The following is a 23,274-nucleotide window of genomic DNA, read 5'->3' as shown; positions in this document are numbered from 1 at the left end:
GCGGATTCGGGAATCTAGTAAATATTTTTTACCCTTTTTTCACGCTGGAAGAACAAAAGCGCAAGCGCCTTGGTCAGCCCCGATCCACACTTAAATGACTCTTTAATTTCCTAGATCAGGACAAAAGCCAGTCCGCTTATCTAGGAACTGGCTTAGTTAAAAATCCTTTCCCACATCTCGACGACAAAGAATTTCACCTTCACCGGCGCTTCATCTTCTGCTGTGTATACTGGTGCTTCCTTTTTTGTCTGCTTTGCGGTTGTTTTTTCTTGAGCAGGCTTTTTCGTGACTTTCGACTTTTCAGTTACCCGCTCCTTGTCAATGAATGCTGGTTTTTTCGCTGGCGCTGGATCTGCTGCGATTCCTTCTTCATCGGACGCCTTGTCAGGGGCCAATTGCATTGCTTCAGAATCCTTCTTCTGTTCAGAAGCTATTTCCCCTCCTTCAGAATCCTTCTTCATTTGTTCAGGTGCCCCTGTCACTCCCTCAGAATCCACCTTTCCTGAATCACTTTCCCCAGCTTTAGCCGCTTTTTGTATTTCATCAAAACCCTCACTGACGGCAACCCCATTTGAAAAATCAAGGAAGCATAACGGCGGATACAGGACGCACCACCAATTCGCTCCTTCACCGCTGCCAAGCGTTATCAGAATCGCTTGATACTTTCCCGCCGGGTATAAATACTGACCGTATAACTTCGTCGGAAACTGGACTTTCGCGAACTCTACCTTGACCGGCTGATCTGCGCCTTCCTCAAGGACTACTTTTTCGGCAATCGCTTGAATTTTCGGGAGCTTCGCTTTGATGACTGTCCTCGCTTTTTCCATCGAGGTTAAATCCTGCACCCATAAGGTAATCTGAGCGTTAACGGAGTCGCGAACCTTCCGTTTAATCGCCTGATCCGCTTCATAATCACTATTGGCGAGAATCCTGAGGCGAATCGCCTCCCCGGGAATCACAATTGATTCCTTCTGCGCCGCTTCTGTTTTTGGCATATATAAACTCAACATCGTTGCAAACGATAATACAATCAAATAACCCCAAACTGCCAATTTATTTCTCATTGCCAGCACCGCCCCTTCACTATCAACATTGTCGACAAAAGACAAGAATCTTAAACTAGTAAATTTTCATATTTTTGTAAAGAGCAATAAAAGTTTTTTGTAAAAAAAATCATAAATTTGAGGAAAATGGCGAATGATTATAAATAAGGAAAACTCCAAAATTCATGTTGTATCAATTTTTCTAAGGAGTGGGGTTAAAGAATGGGATTTATGGAAGGTATTAAAGAATCGAGAAGGGGCGCGCAGCTGATTATCGACGGAAGTGACATGATGTCTAAAGCAGTTGTTGATCACTTTCTATTTACATGGCAATGGTGGTTTGGGATTGGATTATTTGTTGTCCCGTGGATTATTTGGCTACTGCTTCGGAAAAGGGAGAGTACAGGAAGGTTACTTCTTGCGGGGTTTATCACGATTATTTTGGCACTTATTATTGATCTGATTGCAGTTGAAGTAGGGTTATGGCGCTATCCGATGAAATTTTCACCTGTTGCCCCAATGTTACTGCTTCCTTATCATTTTTCGTTGGTCCCAGTGGCGATTATGTTTGTGCTGCAAATTAAGCCAAAAGCGAATTCACTGTTAAAAGGGGCGATATTTGCTGCCCTCGCCGCTTTTGGGGCGATGAAGTTTTTTGTCTGGATTCATTTTTACGACCCAAAAGACTGGTTGTCCATTTATGACTTTTGTATTTATTTATTTTTATTCTATGTAGCTTATTGGTTTAGTAAGATTGGCGGTTATGAGTCATTAGCTGAACAATAATTCCTTTGAACGCACCATGAGGACAAATCTTCCTGTTTTTCGGGAGTTTCTGTCCTCATGAACGCCTCATGAGGACAAGAATCGCTCTTTTCACACGGTTTCTGTCCTCATGGGATTCAATATAAGTTTATTTTCCCAACATGAAAACGGAATTATTACCTATTTCTCCCCGAAGCCGATTTCCGCAAACACCATCCGATCCTTGCCGTTGATATCATTGACGACTTCTACCTTCACAGCTGTGAAGGCTTTTTGAAATAGGCTCGCGACCGCTTCGCCCTGACCGGCCCCAATTTCGAAACAGACAAGCGCGTCCGGCGCCAGCACCCGTGGCAGCTCGCTCATAAAGCGGCGGTAAAAATCCAAGCCATCTGCGCCGGCGAACAGGGCCCGGTGCGGCTCATGCTCCGTCACCACCTCGGACATCGTCCCAATATCACCGACCGGAATATACGGCGGATTCGAAACCACCACATCCAGCTTAACGCCCCGTTCCATAAACGGCGCCAGCAAATCCCCCTGAACAAACTCAACCTCGGCCCCAAGCCGAGCCGCATTCTCCCGCGCCACCGCAAGCGACCGTTCAGAAATATCAGTGCCTGTAATAATGGTGCCACTTTGGGTACCATTTTTGGTGCCTGACACCCTCCGTGGACATTTGTCCGCCCCAGGTGGACACTCGGTGCCTGACACCCGATGTGATTCCATTTCTAATTTCAAGCTGATGGCGATGGCGCCGCTGCCTGTGCCGATATCGGCCAGCACTAACCCTTGCCGGCCGCTAAAAAGCCGTTGTATCCGTTCGAGTGTTCCTAAGACAAGCTCCTCGGTTTCTGGCCTAGGAATCAGCACCTCTTCATTGACGAGAAACGACCGGCCGTAAAACTCCTCGGTGCCAATGATGTATTGAATCGGCATACCCTGACCATGTTCGCGGACAGCCGCCTCGAAAGCATCCCAAACCGCCGGCGTTACATCCTCACGTAAATTCGCAAACAGCTGTGACCTTGACATCCCAGTGAAATGGCGCAGCAAGAGCTCTCCGGCATTTTCATCCCGCCCTAAATCGCTTAAAAAAGAAGAAGCCCATTTCAGAGCTTCAAATACTTTCTTATTCATTTGAGGCACTTTCCAGTCTGCGCGCTTGATCGTCCATAATCAAGGCATCAATCACATCGTCAAGCTTTCCTTCCAGCACCTGGTCAAGCTTTTGAATCGTTAAGCCAATCCGGTGGTCGGTCACGCGGTTCTGCGGGAAATTGTAGGTGCGAATCCGTTCCGAACGGTCACCAGTTCCAACAGCTGATTTCCGCACTTGGTCGTATTCCGCCTGTGCTTCCTGTTGGAATTTATCATAGACGCGGGCACGTAAAACCTTCATCGCCTTGTCTTTGTTTTTATGCTGCGACTTCTCATCCTGACACGAGACGACAATCCCGGTTGGAATGTGCGTTAACCGAACAGCTGACATGGTTGTGTTAACGGACTGTCCGCCGGCACCGCTCGAGGCAAACGCATCAAAACGGATATCTTTATCGTGGAGTTCCACTTCTACTTCTTCTGCTTCCGGCAAGCAAGCCACCGTTGCTGTTGAGGTATGGATTCTGCCGCCCGATTCCGTTTCCGGTACACGCTGAACCCGGTGAGCGCCATTCTCAAACTTCAATTTCGAGAACGCACCTGTTCCATTTATCATAAAAATAATTTCCTTGAAGCCGCCAAGACCTGTCGGGTTGGCATCAATGACATCCGTTTTCCAGCCCTGTGCTTCTGCATAGCGGCTATACATCCGGTAAAGCGTACCGGCAAACAGTGCCGCCTCTTCGCCGCCTGCAGCACCTCGGATTTCAAAGATAACGTTTTTGTCATCGTTTGGATCCTTTGGAATCAGAAGAATTTTCAAGCGCGCCTCTAATTCCTCAATTTGTGCTTCCAGCTCGTTTACTTCTTCCTTTACCATTTCACGCATGTCAGCATCAAGCTTATCATCGAGCATGGTCTTGGCTTCCTGAAGCTGTTCACGAGCCTCCTTATATTGGCGGTAAGTTTGTACGGTCTCTTGTATATCAGATTGTTCTTTTGAAAATTCACGAAGTTTTTTGGTATCATTAATAATTTGCGGGTCGCTCAAAAGCTCGTTCAACTTTTCATAGCGATCTTCCACGGATTGAAGACGATCAAACAAGTTTATTCACCTCAGTTTTTAGTCCATAACAGTATAATTATAGTATAGGTAAAAAGCGTCGTCAAAACCAAATTAGTGGGATAAATTTTTTTTAGGGGATTTTTTCCCAAAAAAGCAGCACAGACACTGGCCGCAGAAAAAAACATGCCCTAAAAATCAGAGCATGTTATCTGCGATTTTCTTTCACGCGTACTTCGATATGATAGCGCGGTATGGCTTGAATGAGTTTCCGATGGAGACGGGCTTCAGCATCGACCTTTTTCCTGTCAGAAAGCATCCCTTTTTTATAAACAGTGACCCACATCCGGTCGCCATTTATCCAGACAGAATCGGTGACAAACTCGTTGGTACCCGCAATAACTTGTTTCGCTTTATTGATATCGTTGCCCTGATTCCCTGCACCGGCCTCTCCGCCGCTGCCGGTCCTGTCAAGGTCAAGGAAATTCGGGTTTTGATTGGTAATATCATCTTCCACTAAGTGCTGCTGGTCCTTGCCGCGGTTGGACATATAATTAGGAGCCGTCCGATCAGTCCGCAAATCATACGCCTCTTCCTTCGCACCGCGATTATTGTTCTGACACCCGCTCAACAAAAACAACATAATCACCATGAGAAACATCCACTTCTTCAGTATCAACACCTCCCATTACTATCATGCCCGTCAGGAAGTTGAACTTGCCTAGTGAAATCCTTCCAATAGTAAGGGTGTCAGGCACCGCTCGTGGACAAATGTACGCCCCACGTGGACACCAACTCGTGCAAATACAAAAAAGACATTTGTCCACTCCACACGGACAAATGTCTTTTTTGGGTGTCAGGCACCAGCTTACACAAAGCTTTTATCTCACCGGAATGGCTTTTGGGACTTCGTGGTGGTGGCGGCAGCGAGGCTCGTAGGCTTCGGATGCGCCGACTAAGATGACTGGGTCATGGTAGGATGCGGGGCGGCCGTCAATTAGGCGCTGGGTCCGGCTTGATGGTGAACCGCAAACGGTGCAGACCGCCTGCAGCTTGGTAACCGTTTCTGCAACCGCCATCAATGCTGGCATTTGGCCGAATGGCTCGCCGCGGAAATCCATGTCAAGACCGGCACAGACGACGCGGTGGCCGCTGTCCGCCAGCTGCTGTACAACCCGGACGATGCCTTCATCAAAAAACTGAATTTCATCAATCGCGATAATGTCGAAATCCGCTTCAACATGATGAAGAATCTCTAAAGAATGGGAAATGGGCTTCGCCTGAAAAGAAGAACCATTATGGGATACTACAGATTGCTCGCTGTAGCGATTATCAATTCGTGGCTTAAATACAGCTATTTTTTGTTTCGCAAATTGAGCCCTTCTGACGCGGCGGATCAATTCCTCCGATTTTCCAGAAAACATACTGCCGCAGATAACCTCAACCCATCCGCTTTGCTTCATTAAATACATAAACGGCGTCTCCTCCCTAGCAAACCCTTTTAGATCTATTATTATGATGTGAATTTTTCAAAATAAAAAACAGGCAAGAATATTGCTTTCTTGCCTGTTTTGAGCGATTATTGCTGCTGATTCTTAAGGCCGTATTTTTTGTTGAAGCGGTCAACACGTCCGCCAGCTTCAGCGAATTTTTGACGTCCAGTATAGAATGGATGACATTCTGAACAAGTTTCAACACGGATTTCCTTCTTCACTGAACCAGTTTCAAAAGTATTTCCGCAAGCACATGTCACCGTCACTGTTTTATAATTAGGATGAATTCCTGCTTTCATTCTTTTCATCTCCTTCCGCCCTGAATCTTTCGAAACAGAGTTAGCTAAAGTGCTTGTCTGTCGACGAGCACTGAAATACTTATAGCACACTGCAACAATTATAACAAGGGATATCTGTTTTTGCAAGGTGGGACTTTCAGGAAAAGGTATTATTTCTTTAAAAAGAAAACTCGCCTTTACCCGAAAAAAACGTTTTTTATGCTAAAAATAACCCCGTTCCACTTGTCCCAAAATCCACCGCTTTTTACGAACGGCGGCCCTTTAATTCTTCCCCGAGCTGGGCAAAAAATTCTTCATTCGACTTCGTTTGTCGTAATTTTTTCAAGAAGCGTTCGGCAAAATCTGGTGAATCTGACATCGATTTGCGAATCGCCCATAATTTATCCAAATGATCCTTCGGAATAAGCAATTCTTCCTTACGTGTTCCGGAACGGCGGATATCAAGCGCAGGGAAGATGCGGCGCTCAGCAAGCTGGCGATCCAAATGCAATTCCATATTCCCGGTACCCTTGAATTCTTCATAAATGACATCATCCATACGTGAACCGGTATCGACTAAAGCTGTTGCGAGGATCGTCAAGCTGCCGCCCTCTTCAATATTACGGGCTGCACCGAAGAAACGCTTCGGACGGTGGAAGGCTGCCGGGTCAATCCCCCCGGAAAGCGTCCGGCCGCTTGGCGGAATCACCAAGTTATAGGCACGCGCCAGGCGGGTGATACTGTCCATCAAAATAACGACATCGCGTTTGTGTTCAACAAGGCGCATCGCCCGGTCGAGCACAAGCTCAGCCACTTTAATATGATTTTCAGGGACTTCGTCAAACGTTGAGCTGACAACATCGCCGGCAACCGAACGTTCAATATCGGTTACTTCCTCCGGACGCTCATCAATTAACAGCATAATCAGTTCCACTTCCGGATGGTTCGTGGTAATGCTGTTGGCAATTTCCTTCAATAGCATTGTTTTACCCGCTTTTGGCGGAGCCACAATTAAGCCCCTCTGCCCGAAGCCGACTGGTGCAACAACATCCATAATCCGTGTTGAAAGATGCTTTTGCGTTGTTTCAAGCTTCATTTTTCTGTTTGGATAGAGGGCTGTTAAGGCTGGGAAATAGACGCGCTCTTTCGCCGATTCCGGATCTTCCCCATTTACTGCTTCTACGTGCAAAAGCCCGTAATAGCGTTCATTTTCCTTTGGCGGACGAACCTTACCGGAAACTTTATCGCCGTTGCGCAGGTCGAAACGGCGGATTTGCGATGCCGAAATATAAATATCCTCAGAACTTGGCGAATAGTTAATCGGCCGCAAGAACCCGAATCCTTCAGATTGAATGATTTCAAGGACGCCTTCCATGAAAAAATAGCCCTGCTGTTCGGCACGAGATTTCAAAATCGCAAAAATTAATTCTTTTTTCGTTAATTTGCTGTAATAGGTCACTTTATATTCGCGTGCGAGTTCATAAAGTTCCTTCAGCTTCATATTTTCTAAACTTGAGATTGTTAAGTCCATTTGTGCACCACACTTTAAAATTTTTCTATCAAATCCGCCCGTTTAAGTGAGCGGGTGATTTACCTTTGATCGTTTTTTAAGAGAGTAGAGGAAATTGAAAAAGAAGTAGAAAGGAATGAATAGAATTGCAGAAATTATTAATAATAAAAACAATTACTATTTTACCCCTTGTTCAAAAAATTAATCAACTCATTTTTTTTAAATCCTCTATTGGAAATTTTTTCTGGAAGGAATTCTCTTGGAGAGATTCGGGAGTTTCTCTATTTTTCAGCTGGTGCCTGACACCATGCAGGGGTCAGGCACCGCTAAACCTACAGCACCAAGTTCGGTTTTTTCTTCAGGCTGTGACGGCCCTCGATAAAGCGGACGGTTCCTGATTTCGCGCGCATGACGACGGAATGGGTAGAACCGTATGATCCTTTAAATTGTACACCGCGGAGTAATTCGCCGTCGGTGACACCTGTTGCCGCAAAAATGGCATCGTCGCCTTTGACGAGGTCGTCCATGCGGAGGATTCGATTGACATCCAAGCCCATTTTCAAACAGCGCTCAATCTCGGCATCACTTTGCGGTAATAGTTTCCCGATAATTTCGCCGCCGAGACATTTCAAGGCAACCGCCGCTAAGACGCCCTCCGGTGCTCCGCCGGAACCAAAGAGAATGTCAACGCCGGTATTATCGAAAGCGGTGTTGATGGCTCCCGCGACATCGCCGTCATTAATCAGCTTTATCCGGGCACCGGCTTCGCGAAGCTGGGCAATGATATGTTCATGGCGTTCGCGGTTTAGTACGGTTGCCACGACATCGCCAATATCTTTGTTTTTTGCTTTGGCTACTGCTTTAAGGTTGTCTAAAACGGATGCGTTAATATCAACAAGTCCGACCGCTTCAGGTCCAACCGCGATTTTTTCCATATACATGTCGGGGGCATGAAGCAGGTTGCCATGGTCAGCGACAGCCAGTACGGCTAAGGCATTCCAGCCGCCTGACGCTAAAATATTTGTGCCTTCAAGCGGGTCAACGGCAACATCGACGCGCGGACCGTAGCCGGTTCCAAGCTTTTCACCAATATAAAGCATCGGCGCCTCGTCCATTTCCCCTTCGCCAATGACAACCGTTCCTTTCATTGGAACCGTGTCAAACACATCGCGCATCGCTGAAGTGGCAGCACCGTCGGCCTCATCTTTTTTGCCGCGGCCCATCCAGCGGGCTGAAGCAAGAGCTGCTCCTTCTGTAACGCGGACTAGCTCCATTGTTAAACTTCTTTCCATTGGTCTCCAACTCCCGTTTTCTCTATTACAACCTTCAAAACTTTGATTTTCTGTACTAGAACATTAGCGTTTTTCAAAAGGCAGAAAAATCGCTTTCTATCTACGTATTTTTTTACATCTTCTACGACTGATTGAATTTGCTCGACTGGTGCCGACTCTACGTATTTTTCAGTTGCTCGACTTCATCCTTTGTTAACGCTTCCCGCCAAACCGTTGCACCAAGGCCATTTAATTTTTCTTCGAGATTGCTGTAGCCGCGGTCGATATGCTCAAGCCCGGTTACTTCGGTTATCCCTTCCGCGATCAGGCCGGCAATGACGAGTGCCGCACCCGCTCTTAGGTCACTCGCCTTCACTTTGGCTCCTTGAAGCTGGATCGGACCATTGATGATGGCGGAGCGCCCTTCGACTTTAATATTCGCATTCATTCTTCTTAATTCGTCAATATGCTTGAATCTTGCCCCATAAATGGTGTCGGTGACAACGCTTGAGCCAGCCGCCTTTGTGAGAAGCGTCGTAATTGGCTGCTGCAGGTCTGTCGGGAATCCCGGATAGACGAGCGTTTTAATATCAACCGCTTTCAAATTTGCAGAACCGTTGACAAACACTTGGTCATTGCCCGATTCGATTTGCACACCCATCTCGCGCAGCTTGGCAATTAAGGATTCCAAGTGCTGCGGGATGACATTATCGATTAAGACGCCTTCCCCAATAGCGGCCCCAATAATCATATAGGTACCTGCTTCAATTCGGTCGGGGATAATCGTGTGGCGGCAGCCATGAAGGGTGTCAACACCGTCGATGCGGATGACATCGGTTCCGGCCCCTTTTATTTTCGCCCCCATATTGGTTAACAGTGTGGCTACATCAATGATTTCCGGCTCTTTCGCGGCATTTTCAATGATGGTCCGTCCTTTTGCTCTGACCGCGGCCAGCATAATATTGATGGTTGCGCCAACACTAACAACGTCAAGGTAAATTCGGGCGCCGCGGAGCTCGTCCGCACGCAAATAAATCGCACCCTGCTCGTTCGTTATTTGGGCTCCGAGTGCTTCAAAGCCCTTAATATGCTGGTCAATCGGTCTTGGGCCTAGATGGCAGCCGCCCGGCAGGCCGATAACTGCCTTTTTAAAGCGGCCAAGCATCGCTCCCATTAAATAATAGGATGCGCGCAGCTTTTTCACTTTACCGTTTGGCAGCGGCATGGAAATCATCGTTGCTGGGTCAACGGTCATTTCATCATCGCTAATTTCGACCTTTCCGCCGATTTCCTCGAGCAAGTCCTTGAGGATTTCAACATCAGAGATATCCGGCAGGCCTTCAATCGTCACTGGTGATTCCGCTAAAATCGTCGCTGGAATTAAGGCAACGGCACTATTTTTTGCTCCACTGATACGAACAGTCCCTTTTAACGGATATCCGCCCGCAATTTTAAGTTTTTCCATTTCCGACTCCCTTCTAAGCCTTATTCAAGTATGTATGGTTGATGGAATGGTCCCTTTTTAGGTAAGTGCAATCAGTGACGAAACAGATTGCACTTACGCTTTTGTAAAAAGACCCCTTAACCCAAACAGGCTCCAGGTATATTTTTCCAACATTAAAAGGCAAATTCCGACAGCTTGTCTATTCTTTAGTTTACACGAAAATTCGAATTTCATGTATCCATATTAAAAAAATTTATGCGAAAATGGAAAAAACATGGAGAAACTTAAGCGTTTGTGTGATTATTCCAGTCTTTTAGGAAGCCTTCCATTCCTTTGTCGGTCAATGGATGCTTGGTTAGCTGCTCAATGACTTTATAAGGAATTGTGGCAATGTGCGCACCTGCCATTGCTACACGCGTTACATGGTCAGGATGGCGGACAGATGCAGCAATGATTTGGGCATCTAAGTTATGAATACGGATTAATTCTGCAATTTTAGCTACTAATAGTACACCATCTTCAGAAATATCATCTAGACGTCCTAAGAATGGGGAAACATATGCCGCACCTGCACGGGCAGCTAATAGTGCTTGGTTGACAGTGAAGATTAGTGTTACATTGACTTTAACACCCTTTTTTGAAAGATAGCGAGTAGTTTCTAAGCCCGCTACTGTCATTGGCACTTTAATGGTAACTTTTTCATCGCCGCCATTAATTTTGATTAGTTCTTCCGCTTCTGCGATCATTTGTTCAGCTGTTTCAGCATATGGTGATACTTCTGCAGATACAGATTCCACTTCAGGTACTGCTTGAAGAATTTCCTCGATGCGGTCTTCGAATTTCACACCTTCTTTTGCAACTAAAGAAGGGTTTGTTGTTACACCAGATAAAACGCCCATTTTATAGGCCTTTTTAATATCCACTAAGTTGGCTGTATCAATAAAAAATTTCATCGTTATTCCCTCCAATTTTTCGACCAAATTTTCAGACTTCCATTTACACATTGAAACCGTCCTCGTGTTAAGGACGGTTTCATTTTATCATATTTAGAGCAAACAACAAAAAATGCTGACATCTTTCCGGCTTTTAGCGTTGTCTATCTCCAGCGCCGCGCAAAGGAAGCGTGCTTTTCTTGTTAAGCTCTGCCTGATGAGCCGAATTCGCGCATTTTGCCGATGACGGTTTCTTTAATAGCATCGCGGGCTGGGCCTAAGTATTTACGTGGGTCATATTCGTTTGGTTTAGCGGCTAACACTTCGCGTACCGTCTTCGCAGAAGCGATTTGGTTTTCAGTGTTTACGTTGATCTTTGCTGTTCCAAGCGATACGGATCTTTGGATATCCTTTGTTGGGATTCCTGTTCCACCATGGAGCACAAGCGGCATGCCTGTAATCTTGCCGATTTCTTCCATTTCAGTAAACCCTAATTTCGGTTCACCTTTGTATGGCCCATGGACAGAACCTAGTGCAGGTGCAAGGCAATCAATGCCAGTGCGCTTCACAAGCTCTTCACATTCTTTTGGATCGGCATAGATGACGCCCTCAGCAACAACATCGTCCTCTTGGCCGCCAACAGTTCCAAGTTCTGCTTCAACTGAAACACCTTTAGCGTGTGCATATTCAACCACTTTTGACGTGATTTCAATATTTTCCTCAAATGAGTGGTGTGAAGCATCAATCATAACAGAGGTAAAGCCGGCATCAATGGCTTCTTTACATTTTTCGAAGCTTGAACCGTGATCAAGGTGAATCGCCACAGGTACTGTGACATTATAATCTTCCATTAACCCTTCAACCATTTTAACAACAGTTTTGAACCCGCCAATATAACGTCCTGCCCCTTCAGAAACACCAAGAATAACTGGTGATTTTTCTGCGACAGCAGCTTGAAGAATCGCTTGTGTAAATTCTAAATTATTAATGTTAAATTGCCCAACAGCATAGCCTTCCGACTTTGCTTTGTTCAGCATTTCTTTCATTGAAACTAAAGGCATTTTTCTTCCTCCTTAATTTAAGTGGCAATCATTTCGAAAAGGGCTTTCCGTATTAAGGTTTTCCCTAAATTTTACCGAATATGTATGCTTATAAAATGATAGGCAGCCAGTAAAATTTCATATGTATCATACCAAATCAACGGAGGAATTGCTATTAATCAGGCGGCGTTTTTGAAATTGTCATAATGAAAGCGCACTCAAATCACGATTCTCAAATTTGCCGTTTTTTTATAAAAATTGGTTTACTTCTTTGCTAAAAAATCGCCTATTCTTGGGAGCCTGATTGGGTTAGTTTGCCTTTTGCGGAATATGTTTTCTTACGGCTGCCCGGATATCATCAATATCAAACGGCTTGGCAAAATGAGTGATTGCTCCCAAATCCTTCGCTTCTTGAATCATATCCAATTCACCGTAGGCGGTCATGATGATGACGCGGATATCCGGGTCGATGACCTTCATTCTTTTTAAAATTTCAATTCCGTCCATTCCCGGAATCTTCATATCGAGCAGAACTAAGTCCGGGTCATGCTTCTTGACAATGTCCAGTGCCTGGATTCCATTGGCAGCTTGAAATGTTTGATATCCTTCCTTTTGGAACACCTCGTTTAACAAAATTCGAATACCAAATTGATCATCAACGATTAAAATTTTCTCCTTCATTCATTCCACCTCTTCCGATTAATTAGATTCACTGTTTGTAATTATTTACATCGATACACACTTGTAGATATTCTCCTTCAGTTCTGAAAAATCCTGCCTGAATTGTGACAGATTGGGGAAATATCCTTTTATTTTTGAATTTGCTGGATAACGACTATAATGATAGTGCGTAAAGGAGGATATTATATGTTAAAAATGTTTACTACTCAATTAACCGGCTTATTTAAGCGCATCGAGGAAAAGGCGGAATTTTCATTTGAAGACGGTGCCCGTTTGCTGGCGCAAGCACCCGTTGGAGACGGAGTGATCTATATTTTTGGCACGAAGGAAATGAAGGCGGTCGAGCTTGAAGCCTTGGAAGGTGCGGAGCCGTTTAAAGGGGTCCATCTTTTAACGGAAGCGGAGCTGAGCGATGCCGACCGGGTGTTGATTTTTTCCCGGACCTCCGCCGATGAAGACGCTGTTGCCGTTGGGGCCGAGCTTCAGGAAAAGGGAATCCCTTTTGTGGCGGTATCCACCGTGATCGAGTCTGCTGGAGCTGATTTGGCGGAAATGGCGGACGTTCACATCGATTTGCGGCTGACCAGAGGCCTGCTTCCGGATGATTTCGGAAACCGCTATGGTTATCCTTCTTCCATAGCTGCATTATACGTCTATTATGGCTTGAAATTTACGATTGATGAGATTTTAGCGGAATATGAGGAGTAAAGCAGACAATTTTTTTGGAAAACGGCCGTAAAGAGGCCGTTTTTTAGGTTTATTCAGGCCTAGGTAATGGTAAAAAAATGTTTTGGCTATTTTTTTGAGGGTTTTGGCTATTTTTCTTATAGTTTTGGCTACTTTTTGGAGGGTTTTGGCTACTTTCCAGCGAGTTATGGCTATTTTTCAAGGGGTTTTGGCTATTTAGACATTTACTGGAAAATAGAAGGACTAAAAAGAGGCCAGTCCCCCACCTAAGAAAGGGTTTTGTTTATTTTTCCAAGGGTTTTGTCTATTTTCCCAAGGGTTTTATCGATTTATCCGATTGTTTTGTCTATTATTTCGCCCCTTTTGTCGATTTTTCAAGGGGTTTTGGCTATTTAGACATTTCCTACCAAAAAAAGACCAGTCCCTCTACCAAGGGGAACTGGTCTAACAAATCGCTTATTTTTCAATTGTCGCTTTGATAAAGTCGCGGAAGAGTGCTTGTGGCCGCGTTGGTCTTGAGACGAACTCCGGATGGAACTGTGAAGCCACAAACCATGGGTGGTCGGCCAATTCGATAATCTCGACTAACCGGCCGTCCGGGCTTGTTCCGGAAAAAATGAAGCCGGCCGCTTCCATTTCTTGACGATAGTGATTGTTAAATTCATAGCGGTGGCGGTGGCGCTCGTAAATGACCTTTTCTTCATAGGCCGCAAACGCCTTCGTCCCTTCAAGCAAACGGCAAGGATAGAGACCTAACCGCAATGTGCCGCCTAAATCCTCGATATCCTTTTGTTCAGGGAGTAAATCAATAATTGGATGAACAGTCGACGGGACAAATTCAGCGGAATGCGCATCGGCAAGTCCGAGCACGTTGCGCGCAAATTCAATCGTCGCTAGCTGCATCCCCAAACAAATCCCAAGAAACGGTTTCTTCTGCTCACGGGCATAACGGGTCGCTTCGATTTTCCCTTCAATGCCGCGGTCGCCAAATCCACCCGGCACAAGGACTCCGTCGACGTCATTCAATAACGCCGCCACATTCTCCCTCGTCACTTCATCAGAATTAATCCATTTAATTTCCACATCAGCATCAAAGGTATAACCGGCATGTTTCAGTGCTTCAACCACCGAAATATAGGCATCCTGAAGCTCGACATATTTTCCAACAAGACCAATGCGTGTTTTCCCTGACAGGTTTGTAACGCGGTCGACAAGCGCCTTCCATTCTGTCATCTCAGCAACCGGATAATCCAATTTCAAATGCTCGCAGACGATTTGATCCATATTTTGCTCCTGGAGCGCAAGTGGAATCGAATAAAGGGTATCGGCGTCCTGACATTCAATCACCGCTTTGGCATCAATATCGCAGAATAAAGCAATTTTATCCTTCATGTCCTGCGGAACAGGCATTTCCGTGCGGACAACGATGATATTTGGCTGAATCCCGAGACTGCGCAGTTCTTTTACACTATGCTGGGTCGGCTTCGTCTTCATTTCACCGGCTGCCTTTATGTAAGGAATCAGCGTACAGTGGATGTACATGACATTATCGCGGCCGATATCACTTTTAATTTGGCGGATTGCTTCTAAAAATGGCAGCGATTCAATGTCGCCAACGGTGCCGCCGATTTCGGTAATCACGACATCGGCATTTGTTTCTTTACCGGCCCGGAAGCAACGATCCTTAATTTCATTGGTAATATGCGGAATTACCTGCACCGTTGCACCCAAGTAGTCGCCGCGGCGCTCTTTTCGCAATACTGTTGAATAGATTTTTCCTGTTGTCACGTTGCTGTACTTGTTCAGATTGATGTCGATAAAGCGTTCATAATGCCCTAAGTCCAAGTCCGTTTCCGCACCATCATCGGTTACGAACACTTCGCCGTGCTGATAAGGACTCATCGTTCCCGGGTCGACGTTAATGTAGGGGTCGAATTTTTGAATCGTTACATTCAAGCCGCGATTTTTCAACAAGCGCCCTAAAGAGGCTGCGGTAATCCCTTTTCCTAGTGACGAAACGACACCGCCCGTTACAAATATATACTTAGTCATAAAATATTCCTCCTCCATTACAGTTTGTACATTATTCGGATTGTTATAGAATTTTTTGATAAAAATTATCTGCCCAAACCGGTTAAAATGAAAAAACTCCACCGCTAAAAGGGAGTTTTTCCAAATAAAAAGCGCTCCATCTCGCGATTGCAAGGGAGCGCATTTAGCTAAATAGTGATTCGTTCCTTTTTTAAGGAGCCCAAACAAGATGATACAAGGGGAAGAATAAAATGTCAAGCAGCTTATCAGTCTTCTTCTTCTTCAAGCTCTTCTTCTTCATCCAGGTCTTCGTCAAGCTCTTCTTCTTCATCAAGCTCGAATTCTTCATCCTCTTCAATGACATCTTCATCTTCGTCAAATTCGTCGACTTCGTCAATATCAAGATCCTCTTCATCATCAAGGAGATCGTCTTCCTCGACAAAATCATCGAGATCGTCATACTCTTCCTCTTCGATTTCATCGAAGTCCTCAAGCTCCTCTTCATCGACAACCTTCTTCGCCTTTTTCTTCTTCGGCTTCACAACGGTTACTACTTCTTCTTCCTGGGTATCAACTGGATACCAGAGGCAAAGTCCCCAGCGATTATCTCCTAATGAGAGGAAGCGGCCGTCTGTATTCATATCGGTATAAAATTGTGCCAGTCTTTTGCGAATTTCTTGAGCAGATTTATCGGAAGCTTTTTGAATCTCGCTGACTAAATCACTAAAGGCGATTGGCTGTTTGCTATTTTTTAAAAATTCATAAGCCATTTCGATGAGGGATAACTCTTGTAATTCCTCTTTTGAGTATTGTTTTAAACTCAATATTGGCACTTCCTTTCAATATTTAACACTCGGTTAGGAGTGATTAAGGGCATTTTGGCTAGTTTCAGCGCTTGGAGATCTGCGGGCATATACCAACCCGTTCTATATGCGCTTTCCGCTTTCTATCAAAATACATATTCTTCATTATAAACAAATTCTTCCCGTTTATGCTAGTGTAAGCAATTGTTTCCGCTGATTATTTCCTATTCGGATTCCTTGTCATTACTATTCTTCTTTTCTTTGAACTTTTTTGTTTCTTTAATCGTGATCACAAGAAAGAAAATCGCCAGCAGCAGGAATGAGATTGCACCTAATTGAATTTCATATAGATAGTATAATGGCCAGGCAAAAATAATTAAAGCAATAATCACATGACTAACCTTCATCGTCCCCCACCTGCCTGTAATCTCGAAGTTTTTACGTTAGTTTGATTATATAAGAAAAATCAAAAATTTAATATCTTCTTGTTCAAAAACTTTTACACAAAAAGGCAATGGCTTCCTGAGCAGCCATTGCCAGTTATTCCTTACATATTCCGGCGATACTGGCCGCCGACCTCGTAAAGCGCCCTGGTGATTTGCCCGAGGCTTGCGACTTGAACGGTGTCCATTAATGCGGCAAAAATGTTGCCGCCGCTGACCGCTGCTTCTTTCAAGCGCTTCAAGGCATCTGCCGACTCCCCGGCATGTGCCTCCCAGAAGGCGCGCAAATTGTTGATCTGCAATTCCTTCTCCTCTTGGGTTGCCCGGGCAAGCTCCATATTATTCACATCTTCCTCGGAAGGAGGATTCGGGTTCAAATACGTATTGACGCCGATAATCGGCAATTCCCCAGTATGTTTCTTCATTTCATAGTACATCGACTCATCCTGGATTTTGCCGCGCTGGTACTGCGTTTCCATCGAACCGAGGACACCGCCGCGGTCATTTAGGCGTTCAAACTCCTGAAGAACAGCTTCCTCAACAAGTTCTGTCAGCTCTTCGACCACGAAAGAACCTTGAAGCGGATTTTCATTTTTACTTAAACCATGCTCTTTAGTAATAATCATTTGAATCGCCATCGCCCGGCGCACTGACTCCTCAGTCGGGGTCGTAATTGCTTCGTCATACGCATTTGTGTGCAGGGAATTACAATTGTCCTGGAGAGCCATCAACGCCTGCAAAGTCGTGCGAATATCATTGAAATCTATTTCCTGCGCGTGCAGGGAACGCCCTGATGTCTGGACATGGTATTTCAGCTTTTGACTGCGCTCATTGGCGCCATACTTATCGCGCATCACCGTTGCCCAAATCCGGCGCGCCACCCGGCCAATCACCGTATACTCCGGATCCAAACCATTCGAGAAAAAGAACGACAGGTTCGGCGCGAAATCATCAATGTTCATCCCGCGGCTCAAGTAATACTCGACATAGGTAAAGCCATTTGAGAGCGTGAACGCCAGCTGCGAAATTGGATTGGCACCGGCTTCGGCAATATGATAACCGGAAATCGAAACCGAATAATAATTGCGCACTTGATGGTCGATGAAATATTGCTGGATATCACCCATCATCCTTAAAGCAAATTCTGTTGAAAAAATACACGTATTCTGGCCTTGGTCTTCTTTTAAAATATCGGCCTGCACCGTACCGCGGACCGTCTTCAACGTATACGCGCGAACTTCGGCAAATTCTTCGACAGAGAGCACGCGGCCAAGCTCTGCTTCCTTCTTCTGCACCTGCTGGTCAATCGCCGTATTCATGAACATTGCCAAAATAATTGGCGCAGGGCCATTAATCGTCATCGACACCGATGTCGACGGGTGGCAGAGGTCAAAGCCGTCATAGAGCTTTTTCATATCGTCGAGCGTACAAATGCTGACGCCGCTCTCGCCGACCTTCCCGTAAATGTCGGGACGATAATCGGGGTCTTCACCATATAATGTCACCGAGTCAAACGCCGTACTCAAGCGCTTCGCGTCATCATCCTTCGATAAATAGTGGAAACGGCGGTTCGTCCGTTCCGGTGTCCCTTCGCCGGCGAACTGGCGTTTTGGATCTTCCCCTTCACGCTTGAACGGAAATACTCCGGCCGTATACGGGAACGAACCAGGCACGTTTTCCTGGTAGACCCAGCGGAGGATTTCCCCGTAATCCTTATAGCGCGGCAAGGCCACCTTCGGAATATCGAGGCCTGATAAACTTTTTGATGTTAACACCGTGATAATCTCTTTATCGCGGATTCTCGTCACGAATTTTTCACCTGAATAGGCTGCTTTCGTTTGCGCCCACGTAGAAAGGATTTTCTGAGACTCCGCTGTCAGCAGCGCTTCGGTTTCCTGTTTGACCGCCTCTAAGGCAGCCACAACTTCCGGCTGATCTTTAACCGCTTCTAAAGCGCCCTCAAGCTGGAATAATTTCCGGGCAATGTTCGCCTGTACTTCTGCTTTCTTATGATAACCGCGCACCGTTTCCGAGATTTCGCGCAAATAGTAGCGGCGGTCGGTTGGAATAATCACATTTTGCTTTTCGACTTTTGCCTGCTTTGAAAAAGAAGTCAGCCAATCCGTCGCCATTTTTTGATTGATTTTTTCCACTAATGCCGCAAACAAGGCATTCGTGCCCGGGTCATTAAACTGACTGGCAATCGTGCCATACACCGGCATTTCCGAAGTAGGCTTTTCAAACAGCATATGGCTGCGCTGGTACTGTTTCTGCACCTGGCGCAACGCATCCTCCGATCCCTTGCGCTCGAATTTATTAATCACAATTAAATCAGCAAAGTCAATCATATCAATTTTTTCAAGCTGGGACGGCGCCCCAAATTCGCTTGTCATCACGTATAAAGAAACATCGCAAATTTCCGTGATTTCCGCGTCGCCCTGACCGATCCCGCTCGTTTCAACGATGACAAGGTCAAAGCCAGCCGCTTTCGTCACCGCGACTGCATCTTTAATCGCCAGCGACAGCTCGCTTTTCGAATGCCTTGTTGCGAGACTGCGCATATACACATTCGGCGAGAAAATCGCATTCATCCGAATGCGGTCACCTAACAAAGCGCCGCCTGTTTTCTGTTTCGTCGGGTCAACCGAAAGAATCGCCACTTTTTTATCCGGCAGCTCGTTGATAAAGCGGCGGATCAATTCGTCTGTTAGCGAGCTTTTTCCCGCGCCGCCCGTTCCCGTAATACCGACCACTGGAATTCGTTTCTCAAGTGACTTCACTTGTTCCAGGACTAGCTCAGCTGTTGCCGCTGCCTCGTTCCTTTGATCGACATGAAGTTCAGCTAAGGTAATCAGCTTGGCAATCGCGTTTACGTCGCCTGAAGGCAGCTTTTCAATTTGTTCGCCCGCGTCAAGCGGAACCGTTGAAAAATCGCACTCCTCGATCATCCTGTCAATCATTCCTTGAAGGCCCATCGTCCGGCCGTCTTCCGGCGAGAAGATCCAGGCAATCCCGTAATCGTGAAGCTCGGCAATCTCCCTCGGAATGATAACCCCGCCGCCACCGCCATAAATGCGGATATGGGGCGCCCCTTTTTCCTTTAACAAGTCGTACATATATTTAAAGTATTCAACGTGCCCGCCTTGATAAGAAGAAATCGCAATCCCCTGCACATCCTCTTGAATCGCGGCGTTCACCACTTCCTCAACAGAACGGTTATGCCCAAGGTGAATCACCTCAGCCCCGCTCGCCTGGAGAATCCTGCGCATAATATTAATCGAAGCATCATGGCCATCAAACAAACTCGAAGCCGTCACAAAGCGGATATGATGCTTTGGCTGATAAGTCCCCATCGTACTCCCCCTTTTGAAAAAAAATCTCGTTTTCCCGTTCGCACTTTTATTTTAAAACGAATCTCATCCCACTTTTTGCAAAACGAATCTCGTTCCCGCCTTTATAAAAACAAACCCCATTTTGTAAAAATGAATCTTGTTCACCGTTCGCCATCTGGGTTACTTTTGCGGAATCTCTTGTGGTGCCGAGACCCCACTGCTGATTCCCGATAACAAAATCTCCGTCTGCAAGGCAATATATTCTTCGAGCGTAAATAACTTCCGTAAAGCCCAGCGGCGGAAGCCCCACATTTGCCCCTGGACAAAAATATTATGAGCGATGATTTCGACCTGTTTATCCGATAGTTTCAGTTCGCCGTTTTCGACACAGCGGGCGAGCAGGTTCTCAAACATCGCCACCATTTCCATTTCCTTTTTCAACACATACGGAAGGGCATCCTTGGAAAGTGATTTCACTTCCTGGTACATCACCAGTACCTCGGCCTGCATTTCATCCATTACTTGAAAGAAATTAGCGATTCCCAGCTTCAAACTCGCAAGCGTCCCTGTTTTCAAAGAGAGGTCCTGCTGGAGGCGCTCGCTGACATGGTCATAAATGCTGTCACAAACAAGATAAAGAACGTCTTCCTTTGTACGAATATATTCGTAAAGCGTCCCGATGCTGAAGCCGGCCGCCTTGGCAATTTCCCTCGTCGTTGTCCGGTGGAAGCCCTTTTGTTTAAAAAGGGTGACGGCTCCTTTGATCATTTGATCGCGCCGCTTTTGCACGAGACGTTCATCTTTGACTGATGCCTGAACTTCTCTTTTTTTCATCATTTAGTGATCATTCTCGAGATAACAAGACGCTGAATTTCTTGTGTACCCTCATAGATTTGCGTGATTTTCGCATCGCGCATGAATCTTTCGACCGGATAATCCTTCGTATAGCCATAGCCGCCGAACACCTGAACCGCTTCGGTGGTTACCTTCATCGCCGTGTCGCCGGCAAATAGTTTCGACATCGCCGATTCTTTTCCATATGGCAGACCGTTTGATTCAAGCCAGGCAGCTTGATAGGTTAATAATCTTGACGCTTCGATTCCCGTCGCCATATCGGCCAGCTTAAAGCTGATTCCCTGTTGGGCGGCGATTGGTTTGCCAAATTGCTGGCGTTCTTTTGCATAATCGACAGCCGCATCTAAGGCACCTTGGGCAATGCCGACGGCTTGAGCGGCAATCCCGTTGCGTCCGCCGTCAAGCGTCATCATCGCAATTTTAAAGCCGTCGCCTTCTTCACCAAGCCGGTTGGCGACTGGAACCTTGCAATCTTCAAAAATGATTTCTGTTGTCGGCGAGGAACGAATCCCGAGTTTCTTTTCTTTTTTTCCGACAGAGAAGCCTGGGAAATCACTTTCAACGATGAAGGCTGTTGTGCCTTTTTGTTTGCTAGATGGATCCGTTAAGGCAAAAACGACATAAATATCAGCCACACCGCCATTGGTGATGAAAATTTTTGAACCGTTGAGGACGTAATGGTCGCCTTCTAAGCGGGCCGTCGTTCTCATTCCGCCTGCATCGGAGCCGCTCCCAGGTTCTGTTAAGCCGTAGGCGCCAATTTTTGCGCCCTCTGCCATCGGGCGGAGGTAGGTTTGTTTTTGCTCCTCGCTGCCGAATTTGTAGATTGGCCAGCCGGCAAGGGAGGTGTGTGCGGAAAGAAGGACGCCTGTTGATGCGTCGACGCGGGATAGCTCCTCCACAGCGATACAGTAAGCTAAGTAATCGCTGCCGATACCGCCGTACTCTTCCGGCCAAGGAATTCCTGTTAAACCAAGCTCAGCCATTTTATCAAAAATCTCACGATCAAAGCGTTCCTCTTCATCACGTTCAGCCGCCGTCGGTGCAACTTCATTTCGCGCAAAATCCCGCACCATTTTACGAATCATTTCATGTTCTTCGGATAATTTAAACTGCATTATAGTTGCCTCCTCTTAAATAAAAAGCTCTTTTCGTGGAAAAGGGGCGGAGCGCCGCATAAACGAATCGGTATAACCAGTCCAAGTGAAAATATACAATTCGTCCTTTGAATAGGTGAAGCCGGGCTCTGCTCACACCGCCTTTATTATGTTGGTGTACTAATCACATAAAAACATTTCCATGCATGGGTTGGGAGTTGAAACTCATGTTAGTTTTTAAAGATACTTACTAATCACAATCCGCTGAATTTCGCTTGTGCCTTCGTAGATTTCCGTTATCTTGGCATCGCGGAAGTAGCGCTCCACTGGATAGTCCTCGGTATAGCCATAGCCGCCAAATACTTGAATGGCCTCCGTTGTCACTTCTACCGCAGTACGTGCGGCAAACAGCTTCGCCATCGACGCTTCCATCCCGCATTTTAGGCCACGGCCCCGTAAATCTGCGGCACGATAGATTAATAGTTTGGCCGCTTCCACATTTGTGGCCATGTCAGCGAGCTTAAACCCAATTCCCTGCTGGGCGGCTATCGGCTTGCCGAATTGCTGGCGCTCTTTCGCGTAGGCGGTTGCGGCAGACAGTGCAGCCTCGGCAATTCCAAGGGCCTGGGCGGCAATTCCAATCCGGCCGACCTCAAGGTTTGCCATCGCGACCTTAAAACCATCGCTTTCACGGCCGAGAAGGTTTGCTACTGGAACATGCATATCCTCAAATGTCAGCTGCACCGTTCGGGAGCCATGCAGTCCCATCTTCTTCTCATCCTTGCCAATCACAAGACCGGGGGTATTTTTTTCAACAATAAAAGCAGCAATTCCCTTTGTACCTAATTTCGGCTCGGTCGAAGCAAAGACAATATAAATATCGGCCTCTCCGCCATTGGTAATAAACATCTTCGAGCCGTTGATAACATAATGGTCGCCCTTCTTCACGGCACGGGATTTTAAGCTGGCCGCATCAGAACCGGAACTTGGCTCCGTTAAGCAAAACGCCCCCAAATACTCGCCTGAAGCAAGCTTTGGCACATATTTTTGTTTCTGTTCTTCCGTTCCAAAATAAAGGATCGGCATCGTACAAACTGATGTATGAACCGAAAGAATGACACCAATTGTGGCACTCACCCTTGATATTTCATTTATAGCAAGGATATACGAGGTAAAGTCCATCTCGACACCGCCGTATTTTTCCGGAACGGGAATGCCCATTAGGCCGAGCTCGCCCATTTTGCGAAGAATCTCGCGCGGGAATTCCCCTTTTTCCATGTTATCTATAAATGGAGCGATTTCGCTCTCTGCAAAATCACGCACCATTTTCCGCATCATTTCTTGTTCCGCTGTAAATGTAAGCTTCATGTAAATCTCCCCTTTTGGAGAATCTAATGTGGCAGTA

At 46.1% G+C, this 23,274-nt stretch carries 21 protein-coding genes; 2 read left to right on the top strand and 19 right to left on the bottom strand.

Annotated elements, in window-relative coordinates:
• Positions 1-152 precede the first annotated feature (152 nt).
• A complete protein-coding gene (gene spoIIR / locus BANVL01_RS19490) occupies positions 153-1,064 on the bottom strand; it encodes a stage II sporulation protein R (RefSeq protein WP_066093918.1) in 912 nt (303 codons plus the stop codon).
• A gap of 201 nt (positions 1,065-1,265) precedes the next feature.
• On the opposite strand from spoIIR, the gene BANVL01_RS19485 reads away from it, so the two are divergent.
• On the top strand, positions 1,266-1,829 hold the full coding sequence (locus tag BANVL01_RS19485) for a CBO0543 family protein (protein ID WP_066093921.1): 564 nt from the start codon (positions 1,266-1,268) through the stop codon (positions 1,827-1,829).
• A 159-nt stretch (positions 1,830-1,988) separates the two neighbouring features.
• Here BANVL01_RS19485 and prmC read toward each other — a convergent pair whose 3' ends face one another.
• The 11 genes from prmC to BANVL01_RS19430 form a co-directional block, all read right to left on the bottom strand.
• Complete coding sequence (prmC, locus tag BANVL01_RS19480; protein WP_066093924.1) at positions 1,989-2,948, bottom strand: peptide chain release factor N(5)-glutamine methyltransferase; 960 nt, start codon at positions 2,946-2,948, stop codon at positions 1,989-1,991.
• Positions 2,941-4,014, bottom strand: a complete 1,074-nt coding sequence (gene prfA, locus BANVL01_RS19475; RefSeq protein WP_066093929.1) for a peptide chain release factor 1 — start codon at positions 4,012-4,014, stop codon at positions 2,941-2,943. The genes prmC and prfA overlap by 8 nt, the downstream gene beginning before the upstream one ends.
• Positions 4,015-4,180: 166 nt before the next feature.
• Complete coding sequence (locus BANVL01_RS19470) at positions 4,181-4,603, bottom strand: hypothetical protein (RefSeq protein ID WP_169803204.1); 423 nt, start codon at positions 4,601-4,603, stop codon at positions 4,181-4,183.
• Positions 4,604-4,853: 250 nt separating this feature from the next.
• Complete coding sequence (locus BANVL01_RS19465; protein WP_066093935.1) at positions 4,854-5,444, bottom strand: thymidine kinase; 591 nt, start codon at positions 5,442-5,444, stop codon at positions 4,854-4,856.
• A gap of 107 nt (positions 5,445-5,551) precedes the next feature.
• Positions 5,552-5,764, bottom strand: a complete 213-nt coding sequence (gene rpmE, locus BANVL01_RS19460) for a 50S ribosomal protein L31 (protein WP_024031297.1) — start codon at positions 5,762-5,764, stop codon at positions 5,552-5,554.
• 244 nt (positions 5,765-6,008) lie between these two features.
• Positions 6,009-7,274, bottom strand: a complete 1,266-nt coding sequence (gene rho / locus BANVL01_RS19455) for a transcription termination factor Rho (RefSeq protein WP_066093936.1) — start codon at positions 7,272-7,274, stop codon at positions 6,009-6,011.
• 311 nt (positions 7,275-7,585) lie between these two features.
• The gene (glpX, locus tag BANVL01_RS19450) at positions 7,586-8,545 is read right to left on the bottom strand and encodes a class II fructose-bisphosphatase (RefSeq protein ID WP_066093939.1); all 960 of its coding nucleotides are present in this window, start codon (positions 8,543-8,545) and stop codon (positions 7,586-7,588) included.
• 157 nt (positions 8,546-8,702) lie between these two features.
• Positions 8,703-9,989 (bottom strand): UDP-N-acetylglucosamine 1-carboxyvinyltransferase, encoded by a 1,287-nt coding sequence (murA, locus tag BANVL01_RS19445; RefSeq protein WP_066093942.1) that lies wholly within the window; start codon positions 9,987-9,989, stop codon positions 8,703-8,705.
• Between the two features lie 263 nt (positions 9,990-10,252).
• Positions 10,253-10,921 (bottom strand): fructose-6-phosphate aldolase, encoded by a 669-nt coding sequence (gene fsa / locus BANVL01_RS19440; RefSeq protein WP_066093945.1) that lies wholly within the window; start codon positions 10,919-10,921, stop codon positions 10,253-10,255.
• 182 nt (positions 10,922-11,103) lie between these two features.
• Positions 11,104-11,961: a class II fructose-bisphosphate aldolase gene (locus tag BANVL01_RS19435; protein ID WP_066093948.1), complete on the bottom strand. Its 858-nt coding sequence runs from the start codon at positions 11,959-11,961 to the stop codon at positions 11,104-11,106.
• A gap of 288 nt (positions 11,962-12,249) precedes the next feature.
• Complete coding sequence (locus BANVL01_RS19430; protein WP_024031050.1) at positions 12,250-12,621, bottom strand: response regulator; 372 nt, start codon at positions 12,619-12,621, stop codon at positions 12,250-12,252.
• Positions 12,622-12,807: 186 nt separating this feature from the next.
• Between BANVL01_RS19430 and BANVL01_RS19425 the strand changes: the two genes are divergently transcribed.
• Positions 12,808-13,329 (top strand): DUF2529 domain-containing protein, encoded by a 522-nt coding sequence (locus BANVL01_RS19425; protein WP_066093953.1) that lies wholly within the window; start codon positions 12,808-12,810, stop codon positions 13,327-13,329.
• Between the two features lie 435 nt (positions 13,330-13,764).
• On the opposite strand, the gene pyrG is transcribed toward BANVL01_RS19425, so the two are convergent.
• From pyrG to BANVL01_RS19385, 7 genes are all read right to left on the bottom strand, one after another.
• Positions 13,765-15,360, bottom strand: coding sequence for a CTP synthase (gene pyrG / locus BANVL01_RS19415; RefSeq protein WP_066093960.1), 1,596 nt, complete (start codon positions 15,358-15,360; stop codon positions 13,765-13,767).
• A gap of 245 nt (positions 15,361-15,605) precedes the next feature.
• Positions 15,606-16,163, bottom strand: a complete 558-nt coding sequence (gene rpoE / locus BANVL01_RS19410; RefSeq protein ID WP_066093963.1) for a DNA-directed RNA polymerase subunit delta — start codon at positions 16,161-16,163, stop codon at positions 15,606-15,608.
• 203 nt (positions 16,164-16,366) lie between these two features.
• Positions 16,367-16,549, bottom strand: coding sequence for a hypothetical protein (locus BANVL01_RS19405; protein WP_066093965.1), 183 nt, complete (start codon positions 16,547-16,549; stop codon positions 16,367-16,369).
• Between the two features lie 140 nt (positions 16,550-16,689).
• Positions 16,690-19,938: a fused isobutyryl-CoA mutase/GTPase IcmF gene (gene icmF, locus BANVL01_RS19400; protein ID WP_066093966.1), complete on the bottom strand. Its 3,249-nt coding sequence runs from the start codon at positions 19,936-19,938 to the stop codon at positions 16,690-16,692.
• Positions 19,939-20,097: 159 nt separating this feature from the next.
• A complete protein-coding gene (locus BANVL01_RS19395; protein WP_066097121.1) occupies positions 20,098-20,751 on the bottom strand; it encodes a TetR/AcrR family transcriptional regulator in 654 nt (217 codons plus the stop codon).
• Complete coding sequence (locus tag BANVL01_RS19390; RefSeq protein ID WP_066093969.1) at positions 20,751-21,890, bottom strand: acyl-CoA dehydrogenase; 1,140 nt, start codon at positions 21,888-21,890, stop codon at positions 20,751-20,753. The genes BANVL01_RS19395 and BANVL01_RS19390 overlap by 1 nt, the downstream gene beginning before the upstream one ends.
• Before the next feature lie 216 nt (positions 21,891-22,106).
• The gene (locus tag BANVL01_RS19385) at positions 22,107-23,237 is read right to left on the bottom strand and encodes an acyl-CoA dehydrogenase (protein ID WP_066097124.1); all 1,131 of its coding nucleotides are present in this window, start codon (positions 23,235-23,237) and stop codon (positions 22,107-22,109) included.
• Between the last annotated feature and the right edge of the window lie 37 nt (positions 23,238-23,274).

Origin of the sequence: Neobacillus novalis NBRC 102450 (genome assembly GCF_001591805.1) — a bacterium.
Taxonomy (GTDB): Bacteria; Bacillota; Bacilli; order Bacillales; family Cytobacillaceae; genus Neobacillus; species Neobacillus novalis.
This window is presented reverse-complemented; position numbering and strand designations above follow the sequence as displayed.